The following is a 17,144-nucleotide window of genomic DNA, read 5'->3' on the forward strand; positions in this document are numbered from 1 at the left end:
AGCCTGGGTGTTCCCCGTACCGGAGGAGCAGGATGCCCGTCAGCTTCGACCTCAGCGGCCGCGTCGTCGCCGTCACCGGTGGCGCGCGCGGGGTCGGCGACGGCATCGCGGCGACCTTCCTCGAAGCGGGCGCCGACGTCGAGATCTGCGGCCGGACCGCGCCGGAGCGGCTGCACTCGGCTGATGGGCCGCATTTCGAGCGGGTGGACGTCCGTGAGCCGGACCAGGTGCAGACGTGGCTGGAAGGGATCGGGGAGCGACACGGGCGGCTCGACGTGGTGGTGAACAACGCGGGCGGGGCGCCGTTCGCGCAGTTCGCCGAGGCGTCGCCGCGGTTTCACCGGAAGATCAGCGACCTCAACTTCCTTGCCGCGGCTTACGTCCTCCATGCGGCGTACCCGTTGCTACGCGCCACTTCCGGGTCTTCGGCGGTCAATGTCACGTCGATTTCGGCGCGTCGGCCGAGCCCCGGCACGGCGGTGTACGGCGCGGCGAAGGCGGCGCTGGAAAGCCTCACCGCGAGCCTCGGGGTCGAGTGGGCCCCGCAGGTGCGGGTGAACGCGGTCAGCTGCGGGCTGGTGGAAACGCCGGGCGCGACGGACCATTACGGCGACCCAGCGCGCCGGCACGCGATCGCGCGCACGATCCCACGCGGGCAGTTCGCGACCCCCGCCGAGGTCGGCCAGGCTTGCTTGCTGCTGACGTCGCCGTTGGCGAGCCACGTCACCGGAGCCGTGCTGAACGTCGACGGCGGCGGCGAATGGCCTGCCTTCCTTCAGCGCGAGGGCTGACCCGGGGCCAGGTCCCGTTTGAGGATTTTGCCGCTGGCGTTGCGCGGGAATTCGTCGAGCACCACGAAGCTTCGCGGCACCTTGAAGTTCGCCAGGCGTTCGCGGCAGTAGTCCGGGAGCCCGGCGGTGGTGGCGCCGGGGCGGAGGGTCACGTAAGCCTGGCCCACGGAGCCCAGCCGGGCATCGGCGACGCCGATCACGGCCGCCTCCACCACGTCCGGGTGGGCGCTCAGCACGTTCTCCACCTCCGCCGGGTACACGTTGAAGCCGCCCACGGTGAACATGTCCTTCAGGCGCCCGGTGATCTTCACGCAGCCGTGCTCGTCGAGACATCCGGCGTCGCCGGTGTGCAGCCAGCCGCCGTCGTCGATGGCGGCCGCGGTCGCGTCCGGGTCGTCGAAGTAGCCGAGCATCACGTACTCGCCCCGGATCAGGATTTCGCCGTCGGCGGCGATCCGGATCTCCAGCCCCGGCACCGCGGGGCCGGTGGTGTGCGCGACGTGCTGCGGGTCCTCGTGCGGCCGCGACTGCGTGGCGACCACGCATTCGGTGAGCCCATACGCCTGCGCGACCTGGTCGAAGCCGAGGATTTCCAGCATGTCCGCGAACAGGTTCTCCGGCACGGTGGCCGCGCCGGCGATCGCGAACCGCAGCGACGACAGGTCGAACTCGGTCCGCCGCGGGTGGTTGATCAGGGTGGTGAAGAGCGTCGGCGCGCCGGGGAGCACGGTGATCCGGGCGCGTTCGATCAGGCCCATGAGCGCGACCGGGTCGAAGGTCTCGACCGGGTGGATGGTGGTGCCCGCGGTGAGGGCGGCGATCACCCCGGCTTTGTACCCGAAGGAGTGGAAGAACGGGTTGACGATCGCGTACTCGTCCTCGGGAGTCAGCGAAGCACCGCGCGCCCACACCTCCGCGACCCCGATCGTCTGCCGGTGCGTGCTCATCACGCCCTTGGGGACGCCGGTGGTGCCCGAGGTGTACAGGATGTCGGCCACCGTTTCGGGCGTCACGGCCTGTTCGGCGGCGGTGATCGTGGAGAGGGGCACCGACGCGCCCCGGTCGAGGAATTCCGGCCACGGCAGGGCCGAGCCGCTGAGGTCGATCACGGTGTGCAACCGGGGGAGTTCGCAGCCATCGAGCATGCCCAGGTAGTCGTTGCCGAGGAATCCGTTGCACAGCACCAGAGCCGAGGCGCCGGAACGTTCGAGGATCACCCGGGCCTCCTCGCCGCGGTAACGGGTGTTGATCGGGACCAGCGCGGCGCCGAGACATTCCGCGCCCAGCAGTGCGAGGATGAACTCGACCCGGTTCGGCGACCACACGGCGACCCGGTCCCCGGCGCGGATGCCGATCGCCGCGAAGGCCCGGGAAACCGTGCGGACCTGCTCCCTCAGCTCGGCCCAAGTCAGCTCGGTGGCCACGGCCGGGGCGGTGCCGAACCGGCGCGCTGCGTCGTCGAGCAGGGCGGGCATCGTGCGAGGTCCGGGCACGCGGGTCTCCTCACTGAGCAAGTGCTTGTTCGGTATACTGGGCGGTACCGAGGTCCGCGGGCGGGCCGGGCAGGAAGGGATTCATGCGATGACTCCGCGAACGGGCCGGGCTGCCGGAGCCGGCAAGGCGGCCAACGGGGGCACCCGCCGCAGCGAGCTGCTCGGCATCGCCGCGCAGCTGTTCGCGACCAGAGGGTACTCGCAGACCACCGTCCGCGACATCGCCGACGAAGCGGGCATTCTGTCCGGTAGCCTGTACCACCATTTCGCGTCCAAAGAGGACATGCTCCGCGAGATCCTCCGCGAGTTCATGGACGACCTGCTGGCCGCGTTCACCGGGATCGCCGCGCAGGAGGGCACGCCGCGCGAGCAGTTCGACGCTCTCGTGCACACCGCGTTCGCCACCATCCACGAGCGGCCGTTCGCGGTGGCGCTGTACCAGAACGAATCGGCCGTCGTCGGCAGTCTTGCCGATTTCGAGTTCGTCGGGAAGACGTCGGCGAAGATCGAGAAGCTCTGGCTCGGCGTGCTGCAGTCCGGCCGCGACTCCGGCGACTTCCGCGACGACCTCGAGATCAGCCTCGCGTACCGGTTCATCCGCGACACGGTCTGGACGTCGGTCCGCTGGTATCACCCGCGTGGCAAACTCCGCCACGACGTCGTGGCGCAGCAATATCTCACGATGCTCTACGGCGGCCTGCTCGCCGGCTGACCGGTTCAGGAGCGCACCTCCCGGTCCCGGGCGCCCGCCGGATCGAGCACCGTGCGGATCAGCTCCAGTTCCCGCTCGTCGGGCAGCCGGGTCTCGGCCGCGCCGGCGAACTCCAGGTCGAACCCGGTGCCGGCGCGCACGTCGTCGGCGGTCACGCCGGGGTGCAGTGAGCGGACCTTCAGCCGCCCGTCCGCGGCGTAGTCCAGCACCGCGAGGTCGGTCACCACCACGCCGAGGTCGTGGAACCGCAGCGCCGGGGACGGATGCGCGCGGGCGCGGTCGTTGCCGACGCCGGACACCACGTCCACCCGGTCCACGAACACGCGAGGCGAATGCCTGCTGACCCAGTAGTCGGTGCGGTGGTTCACGGTGTTGCCCGGTGCGCCGCGCATGCCGATGAGCTGGCGTTTCGGCCGCCGCCAGTCGCCGATCAGCGAAATGTTCTGGTTGCCGAAGCGGTCGAGCTGGCTTGCGCCCATCATCGAATGCCGTCGTCCGGTCGCGAGGATGTCGAAGATCCGGCCGAACGGCGCCCAGCCCTCCACGGTGCCGGTCGCACCCAGCGGCAGGGCGTCGGCGAGGAAATGGCATTCGCCGTCCGACAGCACGAGCTCGGGGGAGTGGGTCAGCCGGGCGAGCCGGGCGCTGATCGCCGGAATGGTGCCGACGGCGTGCGCCAGCACCTCGCCCGAGCCGCGCCACGCGTCGGAGCAGGCCGCAATACAGACCTCCGCACGGGTCGCCTTCATGCGTACACCCCGTGGAATTCGCGGACCGCTTCGTGGTAACTCGCCTCGTCACCGGCGAGGAAGGTCTCGCGGAACCGCTGCCACGATTCCTCGTCCTGCGCGGATGCCGCGTAATGCCGCTGGAATTCCTCGTCGCGGCCGTAATCCGGATCGCACGACGTGAAATGCGCCCCGCGCGGAGTCTCGATCACGCCGTTCACGAACATCCGGCTGACCAGTAGCGACGTCGACCGTTCGGTGGCGGTGAGCTCCGCCGTGGAGACGATTTTCTCCACACTCAGCAACGTTTTGTCCGACGCCATGGCGAAGAGGTCGTCGAAATACGGGTCAGGGCCGAGAAACTGGCCGTTGCCGAGCGGGTCGCTGCGGTTGAGGTGGATCAGCGAGATGTCCGGGCGCACGGCGGGGACCGCGACGTACACCTCGTCGTCATACGGCGACGCGACCGTGCGCAAGTGCGGGTTCATCGTCATGACGTCGCTTTCCAGGCCGGCGCGCGTCGGCAGGAACGACAGCCGGTTGGCGCCTGCCCGCAGCGCGGCCACGAACATGCCCTCGTCGTACTCGGTCGCCTCGATGCGCCCGGCTTCGCGGGCGGCGCGGAAATGCGGGTCGAGGGGGATCGAGTCGAGCGAGACGAACCCGTAGATCACCCGGCGGACCTTGCCTGCCGCGCACAGCAGGCCGACCTCGGGCCCGCCGAACGTGACCAGGGTCAGGTCGTCGACGTCACTGCGCAGCAGTTCACGCACCATCGCCATCGGTTTGCGCCGCGAGCCCCAGCCGCCGACGCCGACGGTCATGCCTGACCGGACGTGCTCGGTGACACTCGCGAGCGTCATCTCTTTACTGCCCAAGGGTTCCTCCCGCGCTGATCATGGCCCGGTGCTCCCGTGCGTCGCCGAAAAGGTGGGTGAGCGCGTGGGCCCGTTTGAAGTAGAGGTGCGCGTCGTGTTCCCAGGTGATCGCGATTCCGCCGTGCAGCTGGATCATTTCCGCGGCGACGGCGTTGAACGCATCAGTGCACCAGGATTTCGCATAAGCCGCTTGCCTGACGTCGCCTGCTGCGGCCCACGAGATCGAGCGGGCGCTTTCGACGTGCACCAGCATGTCCGCGACCCGGTGTTTCAACGCCTGGAACGAACCCAGTGGACGGCCGAACTGATCGCGTTCCTTCAGATGGGTGACGGTACGGTCCAAACAGGACTGTGCGCCGCCGACTTGCAGTGCGGTGCAAGCAATCGCGGCGATGGCGTGCAACCGGGGCAGGGCAGCTCCGAAGTCGGCGGCGAGCAACGCGGCCGGGGTGTGGTCGAAGGTGACGCGGGCGAAGCGCAAGGTCGGGTCGAGGGCCGGGGTGGGTTCGGCGGTGAATGCGTCGACCTGGAACAGCGCGGGTCCGTCGTCGGCCATCGCGATCGCCAGGAGCGGGGACGCCTGCGCGCCGTCGAGGACCAGGGTGGCGGTGCCGTCGAGGGTCCAGCCGTTGGCGGCGGACGCCACGATGTCGGACCCGTCGGTGCGGTGTCGTCCGGCACGGTCGGCCCAGGCGAGTGCGACGACTTCACCGGCCGCGATCCGGGGGAGCAACGCGGGTGCGTCGGCGGCGAGTAATGCTTGTGCGGCCAGCACTCCGGAGCCCAGGAGCGGTGCCGGGGTCAGGCTTGAGCCCAGTTCTTCCAGTACGACATGGGTTTCGGCCAGGCTGAACCCGGCGCCGCCGTAGCGCTCGGGGATGGCGAGCGCGGCCACGCCGATCTGGTCGCACAATGCGGTCCACAGGCCGGTGTCGTACCCGGATTCGATGGCCGCCCGGAGATCGACCGTCGCGGCCCGGCGCTTGACCAGCCCGCGCACGGCGGCGGCGAGTTCCTGTTGCTCGGCGGACAACGCGAAGTCCATCAGCGGCCCCTCATCAGGCTCGCCAGCACGCGCGCGCGGTGCCCGGCCGGGGTGCCCCAGCAGCCGACCAGCGCCCGGACCCGCAGCAGCCACCGGCTCAGGTCGCATTCGAGCGTGTACCCGATCGCGCCGTGCAGTTGCAGTCCGGTGCGCGCGGCGAGCTGGGCTGCGTCCGAGGCGGACACTTTCGCGGCCGAGACAGCGCGGGGGCTGAGGTCGTGTGCTGCGCCGAGCAGGAGCGGGCGGGCGAAGTCGAGCGCGACCCGGACGTCCGCGGCGGCGTGCTTGAGCGCTTGGTATTCCCCGATCACGCGGCCGAATTGGCGGCGCTGCCCGAGGTAGATGATGGTGTCGGCGAGGATCCGTTCGCCGCAGCCGAGGAGCATGGCGGCACAGGCGAGGCTGGCGAGGTCGAGTGCTCGTTCCCGTTGGTCTGCAGCGAGCGGTTGCACCGTTGGACCGGCGGTGACCTCGAACAGGTGCCGCGACGGGTCGACCGAGGCCAGCGAGCGGCCGATTTCCGCCCGGTGCACGGAATCGGTGACCACGAAGACGTCGGTGGCGATGTCGGCGTCGAGGGCGTACGGCGTGTCCGGGGCACACGCGAACGTCACGATCGCCTCGCCGGTGGCCAGCGCGGCCAGCAGATCGGGGTCGGTCAGCAACGCGGGAGCGGCGGCGATGGACTCGATCACCGGACCGAATACCCCGTGGTAGCCGAGCCGTTCGAAGGCGACGACCAGGTCTGCCGGGGTTCCGCCTTCGCCGGGTACACCCAGCGCGGTGACACCCAGGTCGGCCAGCTGCTGCCACCGGGGGACGTCGGTGGAGCTGAGCAGGGAGTCGAGCGCGTCGGCGAACGCGCGCTGCTCGGTGGACACCCCGAACTTCATGCCTGCGCCTTCCGGCGGTCGCCGCGGGGGAGGCCGAGCAGCCGTTCCGCGACGATGGTGCGCTGGATTTCGTTGGTACCGGCGTAGATCGGGCCACCGAGGGCGAACAGGTAGCCGTCCATCCAGCGGCTGCGCAGTTCCTGCCCGGCGCCGAGGAGATCGAGTGCGGTTTCGTGGATGGCCAGGTCGAGTCCGGTCCAGAAGAGCTTGTTCACGCTGCCCGCGGCCCCGATTTCGCTGCCGTTCTGCACATGGTCGACGGTGTTCCAGGTGTACAGCCGATACGCCTCGGCGTTGATCCACGCGTCGGCGACCCGGTCGCGCAGGTGCGGGGCGTCGGCTCCGCGGTGTGCCCAGAGGTCCAGCAGCCGGTCCGCGGCGGCGAGGAACCGGCCCGGCGAGCGGAGCGACAGGCCGCGCTCGTTGCCTGCCGTGCTCATCGCCACGCGCCAGCCGTCGCCGACCTCGCCGAGCACGTCCTCGTCGGGCACGAAGACGTCGTCGAAGAAGATCTCCGCGAACCCGGGCTCGCCGCCGAGCTGGGCGATCGGGCGGACCTCGACCCCGGGTGCGTCGAGCGGGAAGAGGAAGTACGTGAGGCTGCGCGGGCCGGTCCGGAACAGGCCGAAACCCCAGTCCGCGAACGGCGCGCGGGAACTCCAGATCTTCTGTCCGTCGAGGACCCAGCCACCGTCGGCGGGGGTGGCGGTGCTGCGGATTCCGGCCAGGTCGCTGCCTGCCTCGGGCTCGGACCAGGCCTGCGCCCAGATCCGGCGGCCGTCGGCCATCGGCGGCAGGTGGCGGCGGCGCTGGTCTTCGGTGCCGTGCTCGAAGAGGATCGGGGCGAGCAGCGAGATGCCGTTCTGTGCGATCCGGGTCGGCGCGCCGCTCAGGTAGTACTCCTCCTCGAAAAGCACCCATTCGACCAGGCTCGCGTCGCGTCCGCCGTACTCCGCCGGCCAGGTGACCACGGACCACCGGTCGGCGGCGAGTTCGGCTTCCCACTCGCGGTGTGCACGGGCGCCGTCCGCGGTGTCCATCGACGGCAGCGGGCCGGGGCTGTGCTCCCGCAGCCAGGCGCGGGCCTCCTCGCGGAACGCGTCCTCCGCGGCGGTGAACTCCGGGCTCATCCCGCGGCATCCTTGTTGGCCTTGGCCATCGCACGCGCGTCAAGGCCGGCCAGCGAATCGCGGCCGACCTCGGCGTTGTGCGCGTGGGCGGCGTGGTGCAGCCCGAACACCGAGTCCATTCCGGCGCGCATGCCCATCAGGTCTTCGGCCTGGTTGACCGCCTTCTTCGTGAGCGCGAGACCCAGCTGCGGCATCTGCGCGATCCGCTCGGCGATGGCGAACGTCGCTTCCTCGAGCTCGGCACGCGGTACCACCTGGTTGACCATGCCGAGCGCCTGCGCACGTTCGGCGCCGAAGCGGTCGCCGGTGTAGAGGAACTCCTTCGCCGCCCGCGGGTTCATCACCCACGGGTGCGCGAAGTACTCCACGCCCGGAATTCCCATGCGTACCACCGGATCGGAGAAGAACGCGTCGTCCGCGGCGACGATGAAATCGCATGACCACGCGAGCATCAGGCCACCCGCGATGCACGCGCCCTGCACCATGGCGATCACCGGCTTCGGGATGTCCCGCCACCGGCGGCACATCCCGAGGTAGACCTCCGATTCGCGGGCGAACCGGGCATCGACCCCGGCGCGGTCGGTGTGGTCCCACCAGAGGACCGCCTTGCGTTCGAAGGTCTGGCCGGCGTCGCGGCCCGGGGTGCCGATGTCGTGCCCGGCGCAGAAATGCTTGCCGTTGCCCGCCAGGACGAGCACCTTCACCGCCGGATCGTCCACCGCCTGCCCGAAGGCCGCGTCGAGCGCGTAGGTCATCTTCGAGTTCTGGGCGTTGCGATACTCCGGCCGGTTCAGGGTGACGACCGCGATCGGACCCCGGACCTCGTATGTCACGACCTGCTCGCTGTCCACCCCGCTCACGCTACCAAACAAGTGCTTGGTTTGGTAGCGTGAGCGGGGTGGAGCTTCGCGAGACGTCCGGGGACGAGCGGTTCCGCGCCGAAGTGCGCGCCTGGCTCGGTGATCACCTCACCGGGGAGTTCGCCGCGCTCAAGGGGCTCGGCGGGTCCGGCCGCGAGCACGAAGCACCGCAGGAACGGCAGGCGTGGAACCAGCATCTGGCCGCGCACGGCTGGACGTGCCTCGGCTGGCCGGTCGAGTACGGCGGCCGCGGGCTGAGCCTGCAGCAGCAGGTGATCTTCCACGAGGAGTACGCGCGGGCGGACGCCCCGGCGCGGGTCAACCACCTCGGCGAGGAACTGCTCGGACCCACCCTCATCGCACACGGCACCGACGAGCAGCGGCGGCGGTTCCTGCCCGGCATCATCGGCGTCACCGAGCTGTGGTGCCAGGGCTATTCGGAACCCGGCGCGGGGTCGGATCTCGCCGGGGTGCGCACGCGTGCGCGGCTGGCGGGCGGAGAGTGGGTGATCGACGGGCAGAAGATCTGGACGTCGCTGGCCCAGTACGCGCAGTGGTGCTTTGCGCTGGTGCGCACCGAACCCGGGTCGCAGCGGCATGCCGGGCTGTCGTATCTGCTGGTGCCGATGGACCAGCCGGGTGTGGAGGTGCGGCCGATCCGGCAGCTCACCGGCACCAGCGAGTTCAACGAGGTCTTCTTCGACGGCGCGCGCACCGGGGAGTCGCTGGTGGTCGGCGCGCCCGGGGACGGCTGGCGGATCGCGATGGCGACGCTGGGCTTCGAGCGCGGGGTGTCCACGCTCGGGCAGCAGGTCGGGTTCGCCCGGGAGCTGGCCGGGATCGTCGCCACCGCGAAGGACAACGGCCGGTACGACGATCCGGTGCTGCGGGACCGGCTCGCGCGCGCCGAGGTGGGGCTGGAGGTGTTGCGGGTACACGCGTTGCGCACGCTCAGTTCGCCGGAGGCCGGGCCGGTGTCGAAGCTGTTGTGGGCTCGGTGGCACCGGGAGCTGGGTGAGCTGGCGATGGACGTCCGCGGCGCCGATGCGCTGACGGTCGGTCCGTCTTACGGGCTGGATGCCCAGCAGACGTTGTTCCTCTTCAGCCGGGCCGACACGATTTACGGTGGTTCGGACGAAATCCAGCGCACGATCATCGCCGAGCGCGTGCTCGGCCTGCCGAAGGAGCCGCGACCGTGAATGCCGAGTACGTCCCCGGGCACGGGTTGCTGACCGGCCGCGTGGTCGTGGTGACCGCGGCGGCGGGCGCGGGGATCGGCGCGGCGGTCACGCGGCGGTGCCTGGAGGAGGGGGCGAAGGCGGTCGTCATCGGGGACACCCATGCGCGGCGGCTCGCGGAAGCCACGGCGAAGCTGGGGGCGGAGTTCGGGTGCGAGCGGGTGGCGTCGGTGGTCTGTGACGTGACCAAGGAGGACCAGGTCACCGCGCTGCTCGACGCGGCCGAGCCGTTCGGCGGGGTCGAGATCATGGTGAACAACGCCGGGCTCGGCGGTACGGCGTCGATCACCGAGATGACCGAGGAGCAGTGGTCGCTGGTGCTCGACGTGACGCTCACCGGCACGTTCCGATGCATCCGCGCGGCGGCGCGGCGGATGATCGCGCGGGGGACCCAGGGGGTGATCGTGAACAACGCGTCGGTGGTCGGCTGGCGGGCGCAGGAAGGACAGGCGCATTACGCGGCGGCGAAGGCCGGGGTGATGGCGCTGACGCGGTCCGCGGCGATGGACCTGGCGCCGTCCGGAATCCGGGTGAACGCCGTGTCGCCGAGTCTGGCGATGCATCCGTTCCTGGAGAAGGTGACCAGCGCGGAGCTGCTCGACGAGCTGAAGGGCCGGGAAGCGTTCGGCCGGGCGGCGGAGCCGTGGGAGGTCGCGAACGTGATGGTGTTCCTGGCGAGTGCGTATTCGTCGTATCTCACCGGGGAAGTCGTGTCAGTGAGCAGTCAGCATCCCTGATCCCGCAGGAGGTTTCGTGCCCGAGGCTTATGTCGTCGACGCAGTTCGTACGCCGGTCGGCCGCCGTGGTGGCGCGCTCGCCGGAGTGCATTCCGCGGACCTCGGCGCGCATGTGATCACCGCGCTCGTCTCGCGGACCGGCATCGACCCGGCCGCGGTCGACGACGTCATTTTCGGTTGCTGCGACACCATCGGCTCGCAAGCGGGGGACATCGCCCGCACCGCGTGGCTGGTCGCTGGGCTGCCGGAGCACGTGCCGGGGGTGACGGTCGACCGGCAGTGCGGGTCGAGCCAGCAGGCCGTGCATTTCGCCGCGCAGGGCGTGCTTTCCGGGACGGTGGACCTGGTGGTCGCGGGAGGGGTGCAGAACATGTCCGCGATCCCGATCTCGTCCGCGATGACCGTGGGGCAGCAGTTCGGGTTCAGCACGCCGTTCGCGGAGTCGCCGGGCTGGCGGGCGCGGTACGGCGACCAGGAGGTGTCGCAGTTCCGGTCGGCGCGGATGATCGCGGAGAAGTGGGGCCTGTCGCGGCGGTCGCTGGAGGAGTTCGCGCTGGAGAGCCATCGCCGGGCCCTGGCGGCGGTCGAGGTCTTTGCCAGGGAGATCGCGCCGGTCGGCTCGTTTTCGGTCGACGAGGGGCCGCGCCGGGATACGTCGTTGGCCCGGATGGCCGGGTTGCCGCCGCTGGAGGAGGGGAGCCCGATCACGGCCGCGGTGGCGTCGCAGATCAGTGATGGCGCGGGGGCGATGCTGATCGCGTCGGAACGGGCGGTGCGGGTGCACGGGCTCACGCCGCGGGCGCGGGTGCACCATCTCAGCGTGTGCGGCGCGGATCCGGTGTGGATGCTGACCGCGCCCATTCCGGCCACGCAGCGCGCTTTGGCGAAGACCGGGCTGACGGTCGACGACATCGACCTGTTCGAGTGCAACGAAGCCTTCGCGCCGGTGGTGCTGGCGTGGATGCGGGAAACCGGGGTACCGCACGGGAAAGTGAACGTGAACGGCGGCGGAATCGCGCTGGGCCACTCGATCGGCGCGACGGGCGTCCGGCTGATGACGACGCTCCTGCACGAACTCGACCGCACCGGCGGCCGCTACGGCCTGCAGGTGATGTGCGAGGGAGGCGGCCAGGCGAATGTCACGATTCTGGAGCGCCTCTGACGTCCGTGATGGCTTGCAGGCGGGCTTCGGCGGTCGTGACGATGCGGGTCACCAGGTCGGCGCAGCTCGGCAGGTCGTCGATCACGCCGACGACCTGGCCGGACGCCAGCATGCCCGCGGTGGGGTCGCCGTCGACGAGGCCTGCCTTGAGCAGCATCGGGGTGTTCGCGGCCAGCATGGTCTGGGTCAAGGAGCGGTTCATCCGGAAGCCGTCGGCTACCAGCGACGCCCAGGACCGGCCGCTGTGGCGGTGGAAATCTCTCGTCCGCCGGAGGGTTCGGGTCAGCCTCGCCAGGCGGCTTTCGGTGGTGAGACCTTCGACGAACGGCGTGCGCAGCAACCGGTGCGGCATGCCGTCGGCCTTGGTGGTGACGACGGTGCCGTCCAGGCCGAAGCCGAGGTACAGGCGTTTGATCGCGTCCGGCACCGCGCTGTCGCTGGTGAGCAGAAACCTTGTGCCCATCCCGATTCCGGCCGCGCCGTAAGCCAGCGCAGCGGCCAGACCGCGGCCGTCGAAGAAACCGCCCGCGGCCACGACCGGGATGTCGACGGCGTCGAGCACCGTCGGCAGCAGGAGCGTCGTGGCGATCGACCCGGTGTGCCCGCCGCCTTCGCCGCCCTGCACCATCACCAGGTCGGCGCCCCACGACGCGACTTTCTCGGCGTGCCGGGCGGCGCCGACGGTCGGCATCACCACCACGCCGTGGTCCTTGAGCCGGGCGATCAGCTCTTTTTTGGGGGCCAAGGCGAAAGACGCGACTTTGACGCCGTGCCGGATCAGCAGGTCGGCCCGGTCGGCAGCGTCACCGGCGTCTGCGCGGAGGTTGACGCCGAAGGGGTTGTCCGTGCGCTGCTTGACTTCCTGGATCGCGCGGTCGAGTTCGTCGTAGCTCATGGTGGCTGACGCGAGGATGCCGAGCGCGCCTGCGTTCGCCGTGGCGGACACCAGCCGCGGACCGGCGACCCAGCCCATGCCGGTCTGCACGATCGGGTGGGCGACGCCGGTCAGCTCGGTGAGGGGAGTGCGCACGGGTCTCCTCGGGTCAGTCGTGCCGGGCGACGAACGCGTCGCGCTGCTCGTCGGCGGCGCCGGTGAGATTGAGCTCGAAGGTGTAGCCCTGCTCGTACCGGTAGCTGCGGTTGACGTCCATCGGGTCGATGCCGTTCAGCGCCGCTTTCGCCGCGCGGATCACCCGCGGGTCCTTCGCGGCGACCTCGGCGGCCACGGCAAGGGCGGCGTCGAGGAGGTCCGCCGCGGGCACGGTCTCCAGCACCGAACCGTGCTGTACCAGGTCTTTCGCGGCAATGGTGCGGCTGGTGAAGTACAGCGTGCGCATGAGGTGCTGCGGGACCAGGCGGGCGAGATGGGTAGCCGCGCCGAGTGCGCCGCGGTCGACCTCGGGGACGCCGAAGTACGCGTCGTCGGCCGCCACGATCGTGTCGCAATTGCCGACGAGGCCGACCCCGCCGCCGAGGCAGAAGCCGTGTACCGCGGCGATCACCGGTACCGCGCATTCGTAGATCGCCTTGAACGCCAGGTAGCAGCCGCGGTTGGCGCCGACGAGCGCGTCGAACCCGGTGGTGCGCTGCATTTCCTTGAGGTCGACCCCGGCGTTGAACCCGCGGCCCTCGGCGCGGAGCACGACGACGCGCACCGCCGGGTCGGTGCCCGCGGCCTGCAGCACCTCGGCGAGCCGGAACCAGCCGGCCACCGGCAGCGCGTTCACCGGCGGGTAATCCATGGTGACGACGGAGGTGCCGTTGTCGTGGTGCCGTACGGAAATTGCCACGTCCGTTCCTAACCTAGCGATTGCTTGGTACCCTAGCACTTGCTTGGTTGACGGGGAACCTGGAGGACGGAGACGGGGTGAACGGGATCGTGGACGGCCGGGTCGCGATCGTGACCGGGGCCGGGCGCGGGCTCGGCCGGGAACACGCGCTGGAGCTGGCCCGGCAGGGAGCCCGGGTGGTGGTGAACGACCTGGGCACGTCGGGCGCGGGGGAGGGGGCGTCGGCCGGTCCGGCCGGGGAGGTGGTGTCCGCGATCCGCGCGCTCGGCGGCGAAGCGGTGGCCAACGGGGCCGACGTCGCGGACTTCGCGGCGGTGGAAGCCTTGGTGCAGCAGGCAATCGACACCTTCGGCGGGCTGGACATCGTAGTGAACAACGCCGGATTCGTACGGGACCGGATGATCGTCTCCGCGAGCGAGCAGGAGTGGGACGCGGTGGTCGCGGTCCACCTCAAAGGCCATTTCGCGCTGATGCACCACGCGGCGGCCTACTGGCGAGCCGAGGCCAAAGCGGGCCGGACCCGAGCCGCGCGGGTCATCAACACGAGCTCCGGCGCGGGGTTGCAGGGCAGCGTCGGACAGGGCGCGTACAGCGCGGCGAAGGCGGGGATCACCGCACTCACGCTGGTCGGCGCGGCGGAACTGGGCCGGTACGGCGTCACGGTGAACGCAATCGCCCCGGCCGCGCGAACCCGGATGACCGAAGGCCCGTTCGCGGCCCGGATGGCCGCGCCGGACGGTGGGTTCGACGCAATGCATCCGGGGAACGTGTCGCCGGTCGTTGCTTGGCTGGCCAGTGAGGATGCCGGGGACGTGACGGGCCGGGTGTTGGAGGTCGAGGGTGGGCGGATCTGTGTGGAGAACGGCTGGGCACACGGTCCGGCCCGGGAGCTGGCCCGGCGGTGGACGGTAGGGGAGGTCGGGCCGGTGGTTCGTGAGTTGCTGCGTGAGGCTCCTGCTCCGGAGCCGGTGTACGGGGCTTCGTGAGTTGTGGGAGGGGCGCGTGCCAACGGCACCTGGGGAATGTGTCGCCGGTGGTGGCGTGGCTGGCGAGCGAGGATGCGGGAGAGGTCACGGGCCGGGAGTTCGCCCGGCGGTGGACGGTAGGGGAGGTTGGACCGGTGGTGCGTGAGTTGCCGCGTGAAGCTCTGGCGCCGGAACCGGTCTACGGAACCTCGTGAGACAGGCCGGAGTGCGTGCCAAACTGGGCCGATGACCACTGTCGCCCAGTTTCGTCAGGCTGTGCAGTGGCAACAGGATCACCACGCTGGCCCAGGTCGCTGCCCGGACCGATGCCGAGTTGCTGGCCTTGCCCGGCGTCGGACCCAAGGCTGTCCGCATTCTCCGCGAAACCCGGGCCCGATAACCCGGGCGAATATGCTTCCCCGATGGCAGGCGAGGGACTGGCGGCAGCGCGGGCGGCGTTCATCGAGCGGCGCTGGCGGGCGGCCGGTGACCTGTACGCACAAGCGGACCCGGCCGGCGCCGACGACCTCGAGCGCTGGGGGCTCGCCGCGCTGCTGATAGGCCGGGACGGCGAGTCCGACGCGGCGCGGGAGCGGGCGCACCATGCGTACCGGCGGGCCGGGCGGGTCGAGGACGCGTGCCGGGCCGCGTTCTGGCTTGGGCTGGCGCTGACGCTTCGCGGGGAGCATGCGCGTGGGGCGGGCTGGTTCGCCCGGGTGCGGACGGTTCTCGACGAGCACCCCGGGGACTCCGTCTGGCACGGGTTCCTGCTGGTCCCGCGCGGGATGGAGGCGTTCTTCAAGGGGGACCTTCCGACGGCGCTCGACCACGCCGACCAGGCGGTCGCCTTCAGCGAGCGGTACCGCAACCCGGACCTCGCCGTCCTCGCGCACAACGCGCGTGGCCAGGCGCTCGTCGGCAGTGGCGAGGTCGAGCTGGGGCTTGCCGAGCTCGACGAGGTCATGGTGCTGGTGACTACGGCCGAGGACGTCTCGCCCCAGCTCACCGGGCTCGTCTACTGCGCGGTGATCGAGACCTGCCGCGACGCGTTCGACGTGCGCCGCGGGCGGGAGTGGACCGCTGCGCTGAGCCGGTGGTGCGCGGCCCAGCCGGACCTCGTGCCGTACCGCGGGCAGTGCACGGTGCACCGCGCCGAGATCCTGCGGCTCACTGGATCCTGGACGGAGGCGGCCACCGAGATCGACCACGCCGAAACCCGCGCCGAGGACCCGGCGACCGGGATGGCGCTGTACCAGCGAGGGGAATTGCACCGGCTGCGCGGGGATTTCGCCGCATCCGAAGCGGCGTACGAGGCGGCGCTGCAGGTCGGCCACGACCCGCAGCCGGGGCTGGGGTTGCTTCGCGTGGCGCAGAACCGGGTCGACGTGGCGCTGGCCGCTGTCCGCCGTGCGCTGGACGAGGTCAGCAGGTCGTCGCTCCGGCTGCGATTGCTGCCCAGTTACGTCGAGATCGCGCTCGCGGGCGGGGACGGGAAAGCGGCCCGGACCGCCGCAGAAGAACTCCAGGCGGCGGCCAATCACCGGGCAGCTCCGTTGCTCCAAGCCGCCGCATTACACGCAAGCGGGGCCGTGGATCTCGCCGACGATCCGGCCAAAGCCCTCACCATCCTCCGCAAAGCTTGGGCCGCGTGGCAGGACATCCCCGCGCCGTACGACGCCGCCCGCTGCCGCGTTCTCATCGCGCTGGCCTGCCGATCCCTCGGCGACGACGACACTGCCGAACTCGAACTCCTCGCCGCTCGCTGGGTTTTCGACCAGCTCGGCGCAGTCCCGGACGTCGCCGCCGTCGACCGCCTCGCCGCCCGTCCCGCGGCGGACCCCCGGCCCGGCGGCTTGACCCTGCGTGAGGTGGAGGTCTTACGCGCAGTCGCCACCGGGGCGACCAACCGCTCGATCGCGCAGACCTTGTTCCTGTCCGAGAAAACCGTCGCCCGGCACGTCGCCAACATCTTCCGCAAGCTCGGCGTCACGTCGCGGTCCGCGGCCACCGCCTTCGCCTACCGTCACGACTTGGCCTGAATCCGGGATCTACACAGTTCTGCCGACGCGCCCGCGCCCGCCGCGCTCCTACGGTCAAGCACAGACCAGAAAAGGAGCGAGTCATGAGTACCGGATACGCCATTGCCTACGCCTTGGGCCTGACCCCGTGGGAACGTGCCGGGGAGGCCGGTTCCGCCGCACTCGACAAGCTGTTCGCCCGCGCCGAGGACGAGTTCGGCGGTCCCGGCCGGGCGCTGGACCTCGGCTGCGGGTCCGGGATGCACCTGGTCGCGCTCGCCCGCCGCGGCTGGGACGCGACCGGCGTGGACGCCATCGGGAAAGCCGTCCGCCAAGCCCGTGCCCGTGCTGCCGCGGCAGGTGTTCCGGTCACGGTGGTGCAGGGCGACGTGACCACAGTGGACCAGGTCGGCACCGGATACCAGCTGCTGCTGGACGTCGGCTGCTTCCATGGGCTGACCGACGATCAGCGCGCGCGGATGGGCCGTGCCGCCACCGCCGTCGCCGCTCCGGATGCGGTGATGATCATGCTCGCGTTCCGTCCGGGCAACCGCAAACCGTTGCCCCGCGGTGCCGACGAGACCGCAATCGTGAGAGCGTTCGAAGGCTGGAAGGTCGTCGACGCCGGGTCAGCGCCGGTCGACGGCATGCCCAAGCCGCTCCGCGCCGCGGCCCCGCAGTTCTACCTGCTCCGCCGCTGACGG

The 17,144-nt window shown here is 70.7% G+C and carries 17 protein-coding genes; 8 read left to right on the top strand and 9 right to left on the bottom strand.

All coding sequences use genetic code 11. The features are described from left to right. Positions 1-32: 32 nt before the first annotated feature. Positions 33-791 carry an SDR family oxidoreductase gene (locus tag OO71_RS08885; protein ID WP_033289218.1) on the top strand — a complete coding sequence of 253 codons (759 nt, stop codon included), beginning with the start codon at positions 33-35 and terminating at the stop codon, positions 789-791. Here OO71_RS08885 and OO71_RS08890 read toward each other — a convergent pair. Then, positions 776-2,284: an AMP-binding protein gene (locus OO71_RS08890; protein ID WP_342669919.1), complete on the bottom strand. Its 1,509-nt coding sequence runs from the start codon at positions 2,282-2,284 to the stop codon at positions 776-778. The two genes, OO71_RS08885 and OO71_RS08890, sit on opposite strands and share 16 nt — an antisense overlap. Positions 2,285-2,372: 88 nt before the next feature. Here OO71_RS08890 and OO71_RS08895 point away from each other — a divergent pair, with 88 nt between their 5' ends. Then, positions 2,373-2,996: a TetR/AcrR family transcriptional regulator gene (locus OO71_RS08895; RefSeq protein WP_051791396.1), complete on the top strand. Its 624-nt coding sequence runs from the start codon at positions 2,373-2,375 to the stop codon at positions 2,994-2,996. A gap of 5 nt (positions 2,997-3,001) precedes the next feature. On the opposite strand, the gene OO71_RS08900 is transcribed toward OO71_RS08895, so the two are convergent. Genes OO71_RS08900 through OO71_RS08925 form a run of 6 tightly spaced genes read right to left on the bottom strand, consistent with a single transcriptional unit; the run spans position 3,002 to position 8,521 of the window. Then, positions 3,002-3,745 (bottom strand): CoA-transferase, encoded by a 744-nt coding sequence (locus OO71_RS08900; protein WP_033289220.1) that lies wholly within the window; start codon positions 3,743-3,745, stop codon positions 3,002-3,004. Beyond that, on the bottom strand, positions 3,742-4,602 hold the full coding sequence (locus tag OO71_RS08905; RefSeq protein WP_033289221.1) for a CoA transferase subunit A: 861 nt from the start codon (positions 4,600-4,602) through the stop codon (positions 3,742-3,744). The genes OO71_RS08900 and OO71_RS08905 overlap by 4 nt, the downstream gene beginning before the upstream one ends. Further along, on the bottom strand, positions 4,592-5,647 hold the full coding sequence (locus OO71_RS08910; RefSeq protein ID WP_084144816.1) for an acyl-CoA dehydrogenase family protein: 1,056 nt from the start codon (positions 5,645-5,647) through the stop codon (positions 4,592-4,594). Before OO71_RS08910 ends, OO71_RS08905 begins: the two co-directional genes overlap by 11 nt. Then, the gene (locus OO71_RS08915; RefSeq protein WP_033289222.1) at positions 5,647-6,540 is read right to left on the bottom strand and encodes an acyl-CoA dehydrogenase family protein; all 894 of its coding nucleotides are present in this window, start codon (positions 6,538-6,540) and stop codon (positions 5,647-5,649) included. The genes OO71_RS08910 and OO71_RS08915 overlap by 1 nt, the downstream gene beginning before the upstream one ends. Next, positions 6,537-7,670 (bottom strand): acyl-CoA dehydrogenase family protein, encoded by a 1,134-nt coding sequence (locus OO71_RS08920; protein ID WP_033289223.1) that lies wholly within the window; start codon positions 7,668-7,670, stop codon positions 6,537-6,539. The genes OO71_RS08915 and OO71_RS08920 overlap by 4 nt, the downstream gene beginning before the upstream one ends. Continuing rightward, positions 7,667-8,521 (bottom strand): enoyl-CoA hydratase, encoded by an 855-nt coding sequence (locus OO71_RS08925; RefSeq protein WP_425388660.1) that lies wholly within the window; start codon positions 8,519-8,521, stop codon positions 7,667-7,669. The genes OO71_RS08920 and OO71_RS08925 overlap by 4 nt, the downstream gene beginning before the upstream one ends. A 47-nt stretch (positions 8,522-8,568) precedes the next feature. Between OO71_RS08925 and OO71_RS08930 the strand changes: the two genes are divergently transcribed. Genes OO71_RS08930 through OO71_RS08940 form a run of 3 tightly spaced genes read left to right on the top strand, consistent with a single transcriptional unit; the run spans position 8,569 to position 11,667 of the window. Next, on the top strand, positions 8,569-9,729 hold the full coding sequence (locus OO71_RS08930) for an acyl-CoA dehydrogenase family protein (RefSeq protein ID WP_033289225.1): 1,161 nt from the start codon (positions 8,569-8,571) through the stop codon (positions 9,727-9,729). Further along, positions 9,726-10,505, top strand: coding sequence for an SDR family oxidoreductase (locus OO71_RS08935; RefSeq protein WP_033289226.1), 780 nt, complete (start codon positions 9,726-9,728; stop codon positions 10,503-10,505). Before OO71_RS08930 ends, OO71_RS08935 begins: the two co-directional genes overlap by 4 nt. 16 nt (positions 10,506-10,521) lie before the next feature. Further along, positions 10,522-11,667, top strand: a complete 1,146-nt coding sequence (locus OO71_RS08940; protein ID WP_033289227.1) for an acetyl-CoA C-acetyltransferase — start codon at positions 10,522-10,524, stop codon at positions 11,665-11,667. On the opposite strand, the gene OO71_RS08945 is transcribed toward OO71_RS08940, so the two are convergent. Together OO71_RS08945 and OO71_RS08950 are read right to left on the bottom strand one after the other, a co-directional pair. Continuing rightward, entirely contained in the window at positions 11,645-12,697 is a 1,053-nt protein-coding gene (locus tag OO71_RS08945) for an NAD(P)H-dependent flavin oxidoreductase (RefSeq protein WP_033289228.1), read from the bottom strand. The two genes, OO71_RS08940 and OO71_RS08945, sit on opposite strands and share 23 nt — an antisense overlap. Before the next feature lie 13 nt (positions 12,698-12,710). Then, positions 12,711-13,457: an enoyl-CoA hydratase family protein gene (locus OO71_RS08950; RefSeq protein ID WP_033289229.1), complete on the bottom strand. Its 747-nt coding sequence runs from the start codon at positions 13,455-13,457 to the stop codon at positions 12,711-12,713. A gap of 77 nt (positions 13,458-13,534) precedes the next feature. Between OO71_RS08950 and OO71_RS08955 the strand changes: the two genes are divergently transcribed. From OO71_RS08955 to OO71_RS08965, 3 genes are all read left to right on the top strand, one after another. Next, a complete protein-coding gene (locus tag OO71_RS08955; protein WP_033289230.1) occupies positions 13,535-14,443 on the top strand; it encodes an SDR family oxidoreductase in 909 nt (302 codons plus the stop codon). A 401-nt stretch (positions 14,444-14,844) separates the two neighbouring features. Continuing rightward, positions 14,845-16,461, top strand: coding sequence for a helix-turn-helix transcriptional regulator (locus OO71_RS08960; protein ID WP_033289231.1), 1,617 nt, complete (start codon positions 14,845-14,847; stop codon positions 16,459-16,461). Positions 16,462-16,544: 83 nt separating this feature from the next. Then, on the top strand, positions 16,545-17,141 hold the full coding sequence (locus OO71_RS08965) for a class I SAM-dependent methyltransferase (protein WP_033289232.1): 597 nt from the start codon (positions 16,545-16,547) through the stop codon (positions 17,139-17,141). Positions 17,142-17,144: the final 3 nt, after the last annotated feature.

This window comes from Amycolatopsis jejuensis, from assembly GCF_000717335.1.
Lineage (GTDB): Bacteria > Actinomycetota > Actinomycetes > Mycobacteriales > Pseudonocardiaceae > Amycolatopsis > Amycolatopsis jejuensis.